13 protein-coding genes are annotated in these 13,068 nt (G+C 65.8%); all 13 read right to left on the bottom strand.

The features are described from left to right. Positions 1–34 precede the first annotated feature (34 nt). Positions 35–2,440, bottom strand: a complete 2,406-nt coding sequence (gene pnp, locus ABIC17_RS14540; protein WP_354282918.1) for a polyribonucleotide nucleotidyltransferase — start codon at positions 2,438–2,440, stop codon at positions 35–37. Between the two features lie 248 nt (positions 2,441–2,688). Beyond that, positions 2,689–2,958 carry a 30S ribosomal protein S15 gene (gene rpsO / locus ABIC17_RS14535; RefSeq protein ID WP_010160983.1) on the bottom strand — a complete coding sequence of 90 codons (270 nt, stop codon included), beginning with the start codon at positions 2,956–2,958 and terminating at the stop codon, positions 2,689–2,691. Between the two features lie 21 nt (positions 2,959–2,979). Continuing rightward, on the bottom strand, positions 2,980–4,008 hold the full coding sequence (gene truB / locus ABIC17_RS14530; RefSeq protein ID WP_354282916.1) for a tRNA pseudouridine(55) synthase TruB: 1,029 nt from the start codon (positions 4,006–4,008) through the stop codon (positions 2,980–2,982). After that, positions 4,005–4,709, bottom strand: coding sequence for a site-2 protease family protein (locus ABIC17_RS14525; protein ID WP_354282914.1), 705 nt, complete (start codon positions 4,707–4,709; stop codon positions 4,005–4,007). Before ABIC17_RS14525 ends, truB begins: the two co-directional genes overlap by 4 nt. A 15-nt stretch (positions 4,710–4,724) precedes the next feature. Continuing rightward, the gene (locus tag ABIC17_RS14520) at positions 4,725–5,303 is read right to left on the bottom strand and encodes a thymidine kinase (RefSeq protein WP_354282912.1); all 579 of its coding nucleotides are present in this window, start codon (positions 5,301–5,303) and stop codon (positions 4,725–4,727) included. Next, the gene (locus ABIC17_RS14515) at positions 5,303–5,695 is read right to left on the bottom strand and encodes a type II toxin-antitoxin system VapC family toxin (RefSeq protein WP_354282910.1); all 393 of its coding nucleotides are present in this window, start codon (positions 5,693–5,695) and stop codon (positions 5,303–5,305) included. Before ABIC17_RS14515 ends, ABIC17_RS14520 begins: the two co-directional genes overlap by 1 nt. Then, positions 5,692–5,955 carry an AbrB/MazE/SpoVT family DNA-binding domain-containing protein gene (locus ABIC17_RS14510; protein WP_354282908.1) on the bottom strand — a complete coding sequence of 88 codons (264 nt, stop codon included), beginning with the start codon at positions 5,953–5,955 and terminating at the stop codon, positions 5,692–5,694. Before ABIC17_RS14510 ends, ABIC17_RS14515 begins: the two co-directional genes overlap by 4 nt. 31 nt (positions 5,956–5,986) lie before the next feature. After that, positions 5,987–6,388, bottom strand: a complete 402-nt coding sequence (gene rbfA / locus ABIC17_RS14505) for a 30S ribosome-binding factor RbfA (protein WP_354282906.1) — start codon at positions 6,386–6,388, stop codon at positions 5,987–5,989. Between the two features lie 124 nt (positions 6,389–6,512). Then, a complete protein-coding gene (gene infB / locus ABIC17_RS14500) occupies positions 6,513–9,404 on the bottom strand; it encodes a translation initiation factor IF-2 (RefSeq protein WP_354282904.1) in 2,892 nt (963 codons plus the stop codon). Next, complete coding sequence (locus tag ABIC17_RS14495) at positions 9,401–10,150, bottom strand: DUF448 domain-containing protein (protein ID WP_354282902.1); 750 nt, start codon at positions 10,148–10,150, stop codon at positions 9,401–9,403. Before ABIC17_RS14495 ends, infB begins: the two co-directional genes overlap by 4 nt. A 204-nt stretch (positions 10,151–10,354) precedes the next feature. Beyond that, positions 10,355–10,585 carry a tautomerase family protein gene (locus tag ABIC17_RS14490; protein ID WP_354282900.1) on the bottom strand — a complete coding sequence of 77 codons (231 nt, stop codon included), beginning with the start codon at positions 10,583–10,585 and terminating at the stop codon, positions 10,355–10,357. Beyond that, complete coding sequence (gene nusA, locus ABIC17_RS14485; protein WP_354282898.1) at positions 10,585–12,255, bottom strand: transcription termination factor NusA; 1,671 nt, start codon at positions 12,253–12,255, stop codon at positions 10,585–10,587. The genes ABIC17_RS14490 and nusA overlap by 1 nt, the downstream gene beginning before the upstream one ends. Further along, on the bottom strand, positions 12,255–12,839 hold the full coding sequence (gene rimP / locus ABIC17_RS14480) for a ribosome maturation protein RimP (RefSeq protein WP_354282896.1): 585 nt from the start codon (positions 12,837–12,839) through the stop codon (positions 12,255–12,257). Before rimP ends, nusA begins: the two co-directional genes overlap by 1 nt. Positions 12,840–13,068: the final 229 nt, after the last annotated feature.

Raw genomic sequence — 13,068 nt, 5'->3', positions numbered from 1 at the left:
CGAGCCCCTCGTCACCAGTCGCTTTCGCGACGGATCAGTCGCGATCGCCCGTCAGGAAAGCCGGCGCGAACGCGGGCGCGGGGCCGTCGTCGTCGCTCTGCTTGTCGTTGCGCGGAGCGCGCTCTGCGCCACCGGCACCGCCGCCCGAACCGCCATCACGGCGCGGACCACGACCACCGTCGCCGTCACGACGCGGGCCACGGCCCTCACCGCGACCGCCGTCACCACGACCGCCGCCGCCTTCGCTGCGCGGGGGACGACCACCGTCGCCATCGCGACGCGGGCCACGATCGCCACGGCCTTCACCGCGCGGACGCTCTTCGCGTGCCGGACGGGTGTCTTCGATCTCGGCCCCGGTCTCCTGGTCGACGACGCGCATCGACAGGCGAACCTTGCCGCGCGGATCGATCTCGAGGACCTTGACCTTGACGTCCTGGCCTTCGCTCAGCGCGTCCGAGACCTTCTCGACGCGCTCGTTCTTGATTTCGGACACGTGGACGAGACCGTCCTTGCCACCCATGAAGTTCACGAACGCCCCGAAATCGACGAGGTTGACGACCTTGCCGTCATAGACCTTGCCGACTTCGGCTTCCTCGACGATGCCCTTGATCCACTTGATCGCGGCGTCGATCTGCGCGGTGTCGGACGAGCTGATCTTGATCAGGCCCTCGTCGTCGATGTCGACCTTCGCGCCGGTCTGCGCGACGATCTCGCGGATCACCTTGCCGCCGGTGCCGATCACTTCACGGATCTTCGACTTGTCGATCTGCAGCGTCTCGATCCGCGGCGCATGCGCCGACAGCTCGGTACGCGTCGAATCAAGCGCCTTGTTCATTTCGCCGAGGATATGCGCACGGCCTTCCTTGGCCTGCGCCAAAGCGACACGCATGATCTCGTCGGTGATGCCGGCGATCTTGATGTCCATCTGCATCGTGGTGATGCCGGCCTCGGTCCCTGCGACCTTGAAGTCCATGTCGCCGAGGTGATCCTCGTCGCCGAGGATGTCCGAGAGAACCGCAAAGTCCTTGCCCTCGAGGATCAGGCCCATCGCGATGCCCGACACCGGACGCTTGAGCGGAACGCCCGCGTCCATCATCGACAGCGAACCGCCGCAGACCGTCGCCATCGACGAGGAGCCGTTGCTCTCGGTGATGTCCGACAGGACGCGGATCGTGTACGGGAATTCGTCCTTCGACGGCAGCACCGGATGCAGTGCGCGCCAGGCGAGCTTGCCATGGCCGACTTCACGACGGCCCGGCGCACCGAAGCGGCCGACTTCACCGACCGAATAGGGCGGGAAGTTATAGTGGAGCATGAAGTTTTCGTAGGACAGGCCGGTCAGCCCGTCGATCATCTGCTCTGCGTCCTTGGTGCCGAGCGTGGTCGTGCAGATCGCCTGCGTTTCACCGCGGGTGAACAGCGCCGAACCGTGTGCGCGCGGCAGGAAGTGCACCATCGCTTCGATCGGACGGATCTGCGTGGTGGTGCGGCCGTCGATGCGCGTGCCATCCTTGAGGATCGCGCCACGGACGATCTCGCCCTCGAGCTTCTTGACGAGCTTGCCGGCTGCCATCTGGTCCTGCGGGGCTGCATCGGCGAACGCCTCGCGCGCCTTGGCGCGGACTTCGTACAGCATCGTCGAACGCTTCGACTTGTCGGTCACCTTATAGGCGGCGGCAATGTCGGCACCGACGAGCTTGCGCAGCTTGTCCTTGGCGGCGGTCAGATCGCTCTGCGCCGGCATTTCCCACGGATCCTTGGCAGCCTGTTCGGCCAGATCGATGATCAGGTTGGCGGCTTCGCGGCACGCCTTGTGCGCAAACTGGACCGCGCCGAGCATGACCTCTTCCGAAAGCTCCTTGGCTTCGGATTCGACCATCATCACGGCATCGCCGGTCGCGGCGACGACGAGATCGAGCTCGCCGGCCTTGATCTGCTCGACCGTCGGGTTGAGGATATACTCGCCGTCGATGTAGCCGACGCGCGCTGCGCCGATCGGGCCCATGAAAGGCACGCCCGAAATGGTCAGCGCAGCCGACGCCGCGACCATCGCCAGCATGTCCGGCTCGTTCTCGCCGTCATACGACAGGACTTGGCAGATCACGTTGATCTCGTTGTAGAACCCTTCCGGGAACAACGGGCGGATCGGGCGGTCGATCAGGCGGCTGGTCAGCGTTTCCTTTTCGGTCGCACCGCGCTCACGCTTGAAGAAGCCACCGGGGATACGGCCGGCAGCCGAATATTTTTCCTGATAGTGAACGGTCAGCGGGAAGAAGTCCTGGCCTTCCTTCACCGACTTGGCGGCGGTCACGGCGCAGAGCACCACGGTCTCGCCGAGCGTTGCCATCACGGCGCCGTCAGCCTGGCGCGCGACGCGGCCGGTTTCCAGCGTCAGCGTCTTGCCACCCCATTGGGTGGTTACGGTCTTGGTATCGAACATGCTTTTTCCTTCAACACCGCCGGCCGGATGCCGACGGGGCCACTGTGCGGACTAACCGGTCCGCGCGGTCTGGAGCGCTTGATCGCTCCCGACGGAAGGGCCGAATTGCCGTTCCCTCTGCACTTCCCCGGCTTTAGGCCGGGGTCCAGGTGCGCAACGTCGCTTAAAGGGCCGCTGCGCCCGAACTTGTTATGCCCGATGTCGGGCCTGAATGCCAAAAGGGGCGACCTTTCGGCCGCCCCCCGGTGTTACTTGCGAAGACCGAGCTTCGCGATCAGGTCGAGATACCGCTGACCGTCCTTGTGACGGAGATAGTCGAGCAGCGAACGCCGCTTGTTGACCATCATCAGCAGACCGCGACGCGAATGGTTGTCCTTCTTGTGGCCCTTGAAGTGCTCGGTCAGGTTGCGAATGCGCTCGGTGAGGATCGCGACCTGGACTTCGGGGCTGCCGGTGTCGCCTTCGACGCGGCCATGTTCCTTGACGAGCGCGTCCTTGCGCTCTGCAGTGATCGTCATTTCAGTCTTCCTTCGACATCGTCACAGGTTGAAACCGCGAACGACGCGGACCTCGCGGTCCTGAACCTCCACCAAGGCAACCGGACTGTCGTCCAATGTCGCGAAGCGAGGGCCATCGTCTGCGGCGATCCCGACCAACACCCGCCCCTGTCGGAGCAGCCCTGCCTGATCGGGGGTGAGGGATAGAGCCGGGATGTCGTCCAGCCCCGCCCTCAGCGGCAGGAGATTGTGTTCAAGGGTGCGCGCTTGGCCGAATTCGGCCAGTTTGTCCAGCGATATCGCGTGCGCGAGGTCGAACGGGCCGGCCTTGGTGCGGCGGAGCATGGTGACATGCCCGACCGTGCCGAGCGCGATCGCGATGTCGCGCGCGAGGGAGCGGATGTAGGTGCCCTTGGAGACGTGCGCGGTGAGGGTGACGTCGCTCAATTCCTCCCCCGGCGGGGGAGGGGGACCGCCAGCCTCCTTCAGGCTGGTGGTGGAGGGGGCGTCGTCGGCCGCAGCGCGTGGGGCCACCCCTCCACCATTCGCTGAAGTAGCGAATGGTCCCCCTCCCCGTGCCGGGGAGGAATGGAGGGCGTGGATCGTCACCCGGCGGCTCGCCAGCACCACGTCCTCGCCGGCGCGGGCGCGATCATAGGCGCGTTCGCCATCGACTTTCAGCGCGGAGTAGATCGGCGGCACCTGATCGATCGGGCCGGTGAATTGCGCGAGTACCGCCTCGACCTCGGCGCAGGTTGGGCGCACGTCGGACGTCGCGATGACCTTGCCTTCGAGGTCGAGCGTATCGGTCTGCGCGCCGAACCGAACCGTGAAGTCGTAGATCTTGTCGCTGTCGAGCATCCGCCCGGCCAGCTTGGTCGCCTCGCCCAGCGCGATCGGCAGCACGCCGGTCGCGAGCGGATCAAGCGTCCCGCCATGCCCGACCTTGATCCCGCGCTTGCTCGCATCGTAGCCCGCCGCGCGCAATGCGCGCTTGACCGCGGTGACGCCGTCGGTCGACCCGAGACCAATCGGCTTGTCGAGGATCAGCCAGCCGTTGATTCCGCTCACAACCCACCTAGTTGCGCGAAACCGAGGAAGAAGTCCGCGGCAGCGCTCGCGATCGGGCCGATCACGCGGCGGACGATATCGGCCTGCGGGCTGATCATCGGCAGCACGAACAGCAGGAACAGCAACAGCGGAAATCCGAAGCGCGCGAGCTTGGAATATTGGATGGCGGCGGCGCGCGGGAGCAGCCCCTGCACGACATGTCCGCCGTCGAATGGCGGCAGCGGGATCAGGTTGAACACGCCGAGGAACACGTTGACCAGCACGAAGCTGTACAGGCTGTCGAATACGAACCCGGCAACTGTATGCGGTGCGCCCTGAGCCGGAATGCCGCCATGCAGCCCGACGAACGCGCCGAGCGACAATGCCGCGAATGTCGCCAGCACGAAATTGGTCGCCGGACCCGCGAGCGCGACCAGCATCATGTCGCGGCGTGGGTTGCGCAGCCGCATCGCATCGACCGGCACCGGCTTGGCCCAGCCGAAGATCGGCGCGTGCGCGATCGCGAGGATCATCGGCAGCACGACCGTGCCGATCGGATCGACGTGGCGGATCGGGTTGAGCGTGAGCCGCCCCAGCTGGTCCGCGGTCGGATCGCCGAAGACTCGCGCGACATAGCCGTGCGCGACTTCGTGAAAGACGATCGCGATGACGAGGGGGATGAGCCACACCGCGATGGTGTAGGGGAGGTTAGGGTCGGTCATTCGGGTCCGTTCGGATCAGGAGGCGGCAAGCGCTTCCCGGAAATGGCGACGACATAGCGCGATGTACAGGTCGTTCCCGCCGATCTCGGTCTGCGCACCTTCGGCGATCGCGCGGCCGCTCGCGTCCATCCGCAGGTTCATCGTCGCCTTGCGTCCGCACGCGCAGACCGATTTGATCTCGATCAGCGAATCCGCAATCGCAAGCAGCCGCGCCGATCCCTCGAACAATGCGCCGAGGAAATCGGTGCGCAGGCCATAGGCAAGCACCGGGATGCCGTGGTCATCGGCGAGCGCGGCAAGCTGATCGACCTGTCCTGCAGTGAGGAACTGCGCCTCGTCGACGAGCACGCAGGCGGGGGGCGTCTCGCCCTCGCGCACCACCGTCGCGACCAGATCGGTATCGCGCTCGAACGCGATCGCATCGGCGGCCAATCCGATCCGCGAGGTGATCGTGCCCGCCGCGAAGCGGTCGTCGATCGCCGCGGTCAGCAGCACGGTGCGCATCCCGCGCTCGCGATAGTTGAAATCGGCCTGCAGCAGGTTGGTCGATTTGCCCGCGTTCATCGAGGCATAGTAGAAATAGAGCTTGGCCATCAGGAAAGCGTCTCGATTACGATGGGGGTATCGGGGCCAGCCTGGGTGACGATGCCGCGATCGAATGTCGCGAACGTTTCCGCCACACCGCGCGCGGCGATCAGATGGATCATGTCTGCCCAATCGGCCCCGGCACGGTAGCGTTCAATCGCCCAGCCGATCCCGTCGCGATCCGCGGTGTGGACGGTCTCGATCATCAGAATGGTGCGGAGCGCTTCACTGACGACAGCGCGATCCAGCCGCAACCGTTTGCTCAATACCCAGCCAAGTTCGATCCAGACTGAGATAGGGATCCAGACAGGTTGACCGATCAGCGCTACTGCCGATGCATATTGCTGATCGTCATCTGCAAGGATCAGCCGCGCCAGGACGTTGGTGTCGAGCGCCCTCACAGGTCGTCGTCGTCGTCATTCGGGGACCAGCTCAGCTTCTCCAGCGGAACAGGGGAGCCCTCGTGACGATGGATGGTCCGTAAACGTGCAACCGCCGCCTGGACGGTCAGGGTGTTGGGCACGGAGCGCCTGCGCAAAAGGATGCCGTCTCCCGTCTCGATCACGTCGAGATCGGTCCCGGGTTGCCAGCCCAAACGGTCTCGTGTCGCCTTGGGCACGACAACCTGACCCTTTTCCGAGATGCGGGTTTGCGCGTTCATTGCGGTAAGATGCGTCTTACCGTAACGGCTGTCAATCGTCGGGTCTTTCGCCAAGGTCCCGTGCAACTTCGGGCTTGCGCAGCAATGTGTCGATGTGACTGCCCTCGTCGAAGCTTTCGTCCGCCAGGAACTTGAGCTTCGCGGCATATTTCATCTGCACGCGGGATGCGACCTCGCGCTGGAGATAGGCGGTGTTGGTGCGCAGTGCCTTCAGCACCGCTTCCTCGTCCTTGCCGAGCAGCGGCTTCATGAACACCGTGGCATGCCGCAAGTCGGGCGACATACGGACTTCGGTGATCGTGACGGTGTGCTTCGCCAACACGGGATCGTGGACGTCACCGCGCGCGAGGATGTCGCTCAGCGTGTGGCGCATCTGTTCGCCGACGCGGAGCAGGCGGACCGAGCGGGTTTCTGGGGTATCTGTGGGGCGCATCTTACTTCCTCCCCTCCCGCCTGCGGGAGGGGCCGGGGGTGGGCGCCCGGCCTAAACGTGGTGCCACGTGTATAGCGGGAGCCCACCCCCCGGCCCCCTCCCGCACGCGGGAGGGGGAGCAGTCTTACAGCGTGCGTTCGCGCAGTTCGACTTCGAACGTTTCAAGGAAGTCGCCCGGCTTGATGTCGACGAAGTTCGACGTGAAGGTCACGCCGCACTCCAGACCTGCGCGCACTTCGGCGACGTCGTCCTTGAAGCGGCGCAGCGAGGCGATCTCGCCCTGGTAGATGATGACATCCGCCCGGGTGATACGCGCCTTGAGCGCCTTGCGGATATTGCCTTCGGTAACGAGCAGACCAGCCGCCTTGCCGTGCTTGCCGGCCGAGAAGACGTCGCGGATTTCGGCGCGGCCGACGACCGTTTCGAACGCCTCGGGTCCAAGCTCGCCCGCCATGCCGGCGCGGATCTCGTCGGTCAGGTCGTAGATCACGTCATAATATTTGAACGCGACCTTCTGCCGTTCCGCGATCTCGCGTGCCTTGGCATTCGGACGGACGTTGAAGCCGATGATCGGTGCGCCCGATGCACCCGCCAGCGTCACGTCGCTCTCGGTGATGCCACCGACGCCCGAATGCAGCACGCGCGCCTTGATGAGATCGGTCGAGATCTTGTTGATCGCACCCACGATCGCCTCGACCGACCCTTGCGTGTCGGCCTTGACCACCAGCGGATATTCGATCGCCTGCTTTTCCTTGAGCGCCGAGAACATCGACTCGAGGCTGGCCGGGCCACCCCCGGTGCGCTTGTCGGTGATGACGCCCTTGCGGTATTCGGCGACTTCACGCGCACGCGCTTCGTTCTCGACCACCGACAGCGGATCGCCCGCACGCGGAACACCCGAAAGACCGAGCACCTCGACCGGCATCGACGGGCCAGCGACCTTGATCTGCTGTCCCTTGTCGTTGGTCATCGCGCGGACCTTGCCGCTCTCGGCGCCGACGACGAAGATGTCGCCGACCTTGAGCGTGCCGCGGTTGACGAGGATCGTTGCGACTGGGCCGCGGCCCTTGTCGAGCTTCGCCTCGATCACGGTGCCCTCGGCCGAACGGTCCGGGTTGGCCTTGAGCTCGAGCAGTTCGGCCTGGAGCTGGATCTTCTCGATCAGCTCGTCGAGACCGGTCTTCTTGAGCGCCGAGACCTCGACGTCCTGGACGTCACCCGACAGTTCCTCGACCACGACCTCATATTGCAGCAGCTGCTCGCGCACCTTCTGCGGATTGGCGTCGTGCTTGTCGACCTTGTTGATCGCGACGATCATCGGCACGCCAGCGGCGCGCGTGTGGTTGATCGCCTCGACGGTCTGCGGCTTGATGCTGTCGTCCGCTGCCACCACGAGCACGACGATGTCGGTCACGTTGGCGCCGCGCTGGCGCATTTCGGTGAACGCTTCGTGGCCCGGCGTGTCGAGGAAGGTGATCTTCGACTTGTCCTTCAGCGTGACCTGATAGGCACCGATATGCTGGGTGATGCCACCGGCCTCGCCCTTGACCACATCGGTTCCGCGCAGCGCGTCGAGCAGCGAGGTCTTGCCGTGATCGACATGGCCCATGATCGTCACGACCGGCGGACGCTCAACTGCGTTCTCGTCGTGGTCCTCATGCGTGTCGTTGGTCAGATCGATGTCCGAATCGCTGACGCGCGTCAGGTTGTGGCCGAACTCGGTCACCAGCAGCTCGGCGGTATCCTGGTCGATCGTGGCGTTGATCGTGACGGGCATGCCCATCTTGAACAGCGCCTTGACCAGGTCCGCGCCCTTTTCCGCCATGCGGTTGGCGAGTTCCTGGACGGTGATCGCTTCCGGCACAACGACGTCGCGGATCTGCTTGGCCTGCGCTTCGCGCGGGCCGCCCATCCGGCGGTTTTCCTTCTCGCGGGCACGCTTCAGCGCGGCGAGCGAACGCGCACGCGCGCCGTCGCCATCGTTGAGCGCGCGGTTGACGGTCAGCTTGCCGCCGCGACGTTCGTCACCCTTGCGGTCGCGCGGACCGGCACCGGGACGCGACGGCGCTTCGGTCGGGGCAGCCGAGGGCGACCCCGGACGCTTGACCGTACCGGCAGGCGTCGGCGTTGCCGAAGCCGTGGTTGCAGCAGGCGTCGGCTCTGGCGCCGGCGCGGGTGCTGGCGGCTTGGGCCGCTCGGGCCGCGGAACCGGCGTGAACAGGCGCGGTGCTGGCATCGACGGATCACGCTCGAGCGACAGCGGGCGCAGCACGGGGGCTGGCGCTGGCGCAGGGGCGGGGGTCGGCTTGGCTGCGACCGGCGCGGGCTTTGCGGCCGGAGCGGGCGCAGCAGCCACAGGAGCCGGTGCCGGGGTCGGCGCGGCGGGAGCAGGCGTTGCGGCAACAGGCGCTGCCGGGGCGGCAGGTGCCGCGACCGGAGCAGGCGCTGCGGGTGTTGCGGGTGCTGCGGCTTCGACCGGAGCCGGGGCAGGAGCGGGAGCCGCTTGCTCTGCGACGGGTTCGGGCGTCGGCTCGGGAGCGGGCGTCGGCGCAGCCGTCGGAGCGGGGGCCTTGGCCCGTTCCTCGGCGCGGCGACGATCTTCCTCGATCGCCTCGGCACGAAGACGTTCGTCACGACGACGGTTCTCTTCCTGCGCCTGCATCCGGGCCTCATCGGCCTCGCGGAGCAGCTTGGTCTGGAGTTCCTGACGCGACAGCAGCGAATTGGCGGGCGACACCGGCGCGGGCGGGGGCGCGCGGCGCGGTTCCGGCGCACGCGCGGCGGGTGCCGGCGTGGGCGCGGGGGCCGCAACCGGTGCGGCTGCTTCCTCGGTGACTGGCGCGTCGACCGGGGTGCCACCCGGGCCGAGCACGCGGCGGCGCTTCACCTCGACCACGACGGTGTTCGACCGCCCATGGCTGAAGCTCTGCTTGACCTGGCCGGTCTCGACCGTACGCTTCAGGCCCAAAGGCGCGCGCATGCCCAGCTTCGGCTTTTCGTTCTCGGTATCGCTCACTCAAATTCCTCGTGTACGTCGTCTGTCGGCACTCGGGCCAGATCGGCCAGCGGACCGGCGTCGTGGTGGGACGCCGATGCGCCCTGCGAGGCCGTTTCGCAAGGCGCGGGAGTTGGGTCAGGGCCGATAAAATGCAGCCAGCGGTGTAGCGAATCGCGTACGCGCCCGGCGGCATCGGGATCAGTCAGACCGATATGTACCACATTCTGACGCCCTAGTGCCACGGCCAATATGGTGCGGGGGACCGGCAGAACCAACCCCCTCAAATCACTTCCTTCTTCATCGTTGCCGATGCGCCAGGCCTGGTCGAGCTTGCGATTGCCGTCGCTGCCCGCATCGCAGGCGTGGAGCAGCATGTGGAGCTTGCCGCTGCGCGCCGCGGTCTCGATCTTCTCCGCGCCCGTCAACAGGTTGCCGGTGCGCGCTTCAAGGCCGAGACGGTCGAGCACGGCGCGTTCGAGCGCGGTCGCGATCTTGCCGGACAGGTCGTCCGGGATCGCGATCGGGCCGGTCTTGAACGCGCGTGCGAGGGCTGCCTTGAGCTTGCCCTTGGCGATCGCGGTGTCGAGCTCGGTGCGGGTCACGCCGATCCACGCGCCACGGCCGGGGGCCTTGGCACGCACGTCGGGGTGGACCGCGCCGTCGGGGGACAGCGCGAGGCGGACGAGCGTTTCGCGCGGGGCGCGCTCGCCGAGGAGGATGCAGCGGCGGATTGCGCCGGTCGGGTCTTCTGGAGTGTCGTTCATAAGTAAAGCCCCTCCCTTTCAGGAGCGGCGGGGGAACAGCGCCCCGCGCTGTTCAGGTCATGCTGGGAGCATGACCGACCCGACGCTGGGTTGGGGGTGGGGCGGGCCTCGCAGAGACCAGCGCCTGGTACAGCCCCACCCCAACCCCTCCCCTGAAGGGGAGGGGCTAAGAAGAGGGCCGGTGCTGCGTGGGTCGCTAGCGCGTCATTGCGAGGATTCCGCATGTGCGTCCTCCTGCAACTTGGGTGCATCCCGGTCGGCGATCAAAATCCCGCCCGCGCCGTAATTCTCGGTCGACACTTCCTCGATCACGATCTGCACCGCAGCCGGGTTCTTGCCCAGCCGCTCGACCAGCGACCGGGTGACATCCGCGACGATCCCGGACTTCTGGTCCTTGGTCGCGGTGCCCGAAATGCGGATGCTGACGAACGGCATCAGGCGTCCTTTTCCTCCGAAGCGTCGGCGGCAGGCGCGTCGGCCGCAGGGGCTTCCTCGGCTTCAGCGTCGGCTTCCTCGGTCGCTTCATCCTCGAACCAATGCGCGCGTGCGGCCATGATGATCTCATTGCCCTGCGCTTCGCTCAGCCCATATTCGCCGAGCACGCCACCCTTGTCCTCGACGCGCTTGGGCGCATCCTCGGCGCGGCGGCGCTGTTCCTGGCGCTTCTTCTGGATCAGCTCGTCGGTCGCCAGATCGGCGAGATCGTCGAGCGTCTTGATCCCGGCCTTGCCGAGCGTGACCAGCATCGCCTCGTTGAGGTGCGGCAGCGCGGCAAGCGCGTCATCGACACCCAGACCACGACGCTCTTCGCGGTTGGTCGATTCGCGGCGGTCGAGCGCCTCGGTCGCGCGGCTCTGCAGCTCAGCAGCGAGATCGTCGTCAAAGCCTTCGATCGACGCGATTTCGTCGACGCCGACATAAGCGACTTCCTCGAGGCTGCCGAAGCCTTCGGCGACCAACAGCTGCGCGAGCGTCTCGTCGACGTCGAGTTCCTTCTCGAACAGTGCCGAGCGCTCGACGAATTCCTTCTGGCGCTTTTCGGACGCATCCGCTTCGGTCAGGATGTCGATCGCCTTGGCGGTCAGCTGCGACGCAAGCCGCACGTTCTGGCCACGACGACCGATCGCGAGCGACAACTGATCGTCAGGAACGACGACTTCGATGCGATCCTCTTCCTCGTCGATCACGACGCGCGACACCGAGGCCGGCTGAAGCGCGTTGACGACGAAGGTCGCGGTGTCGGGCGACCACGGGATGATGTCGATCTTCTCACCCTGCATTTCCTGGACGACTGCCTGGACACGGCTACCCTTCATGCCGACGCAGGCGCCGACCGGATCGATCGACGAATCATGGCTGATGACGCCGATCTTGGCGCGCGAGCCCGGGTCGCGCGCGGCGGCCTTGATCTCGATGATGCCGTCGTAAATCTCGGGCACTTCCTGCGCGAACAGCTTCTTCATGAAGTCGGGGTGTGCGCGGCTGAGGAAAATCTGCGGCCCGCGGTTCTCGCGGCGGACGTTGAGGATCAGCGAGCGGATCCGGTCGTTGACGCGGACGACTTCGCGCGGGATCTGCTGGTCGCGACGGATCACGCCCTCGGCGCGGCCGAGGTCGACGACGACATGGCCGAACTCGACACGCTTGACGACGCCGGTGATGATCTCACCCATTCGGTCCTTGAATTCTTCATACTGGCGCTCGCGCTCGGCGTCGCGGACCTTCTGGAAGATGACCTGCTTGGCGGCCTGGGCTGCAATGCGGCCGAACTCGATCGGGGGGAGCGGATCGACGATATAGTCGCCGACGACCGCACCCTTCTGGAGCTTGTCAGCTTCCTTGAGGTTGACCTGTTTGAAATAGTCATCGACCGCCTCGACCACTTCGACGACGCGCCACAGGCGGAGATCGCCGGTGTTGGGGTCGAGCTTCGCACGGATGTCGTTCTCGGCGCCGTAGCGTGCGCGGGCGGCGCGCTGGATCGCGTCTTCCATCGCCTCGATGACGATGCCCTTGTCGATCATCTTCTCGGTGGCGACGGCGTTCGCAATCGCGATCAGCTCGGCGCGGTTGGCGGTAACGCCAGAAGTCCCTGCGGTGGCCATCAGTTATGTCCTTCTTGGGTATCGGTGCCCTCGGGCAAGTCGTCTTGGTCTTCGAATTCTTCTTCCTCGGCGCCGTCCATCGACAGCGGGCGAGTCGCGGCGATCAGCGCGTCGGTCAGCACCAGCTTGGCGGTGTTGACCTTTGCGAACGGCACGTCGATTTCACCATGCTTGGCGAGGTACATCGCGATGCGGTCGTCGGTCACGCCCTTGAGCATTCCGGTCAGCACCTTGCGGCCTTCGATCTGTTCGGTCAGCACGACACGCGCCTCATAGCCCGCCCAGTCGCTGAAATCCTTGAGCCGGGTCAGCGGCCGGTCGATCCCGGGGGATGACACCTCGAGGCGATATTCGTCCTCGATCGGATCCTTGCCCTCGAGCTCGAGCGCGTCGAGCACGTCCGAGATGCGGCGCGACAATTCGGCGCAATCCTCGATCGTCAGCTGGCGCGTGTCGGGGCGCTCGGCCATCACCTGGAGCGTCAGGTCGCCCTTGCCGCCGAACAGCTTGACGCGCACGAGATCGAATCCGAGCGCTTCGGCTTCGGGGGCGACGAGGGCGGTCAGGTCGGGCGTTTCGGTCAAGCGGGTCGAGTCCTCGGGATCAGACAAAGGTGTTGGGCGCCGGAACCGGGGGGCTCCAGCCTCTTCATCCGACGATGTAGAGAGTGAAGGCGATATAGGCGGATTGCAGCGGGCTGGCAAGCGGCTGTCGCGATGCCGTGTCGGGACCTTTCGGAACCATAGATCGAGGAGGTGTCGACCTGCGCCGGTTCGCAAGTTATGCATCCGTCAGATGTTGTAGAAGACAGCC

The organism is Sphingomonas sp. PvP056 (genome assembly GCF_040549155.1).
In the GTDB taxonomy this organism is placed as follows: Bacteria; Pseudomonadota; Alphaproteobacteria; order Sphingomonadales; family Sphingomonadaceae; genus Sphingomonas.
This window is presented reverse-complemented; position numbering and strand designations above follow the sequence as displayed.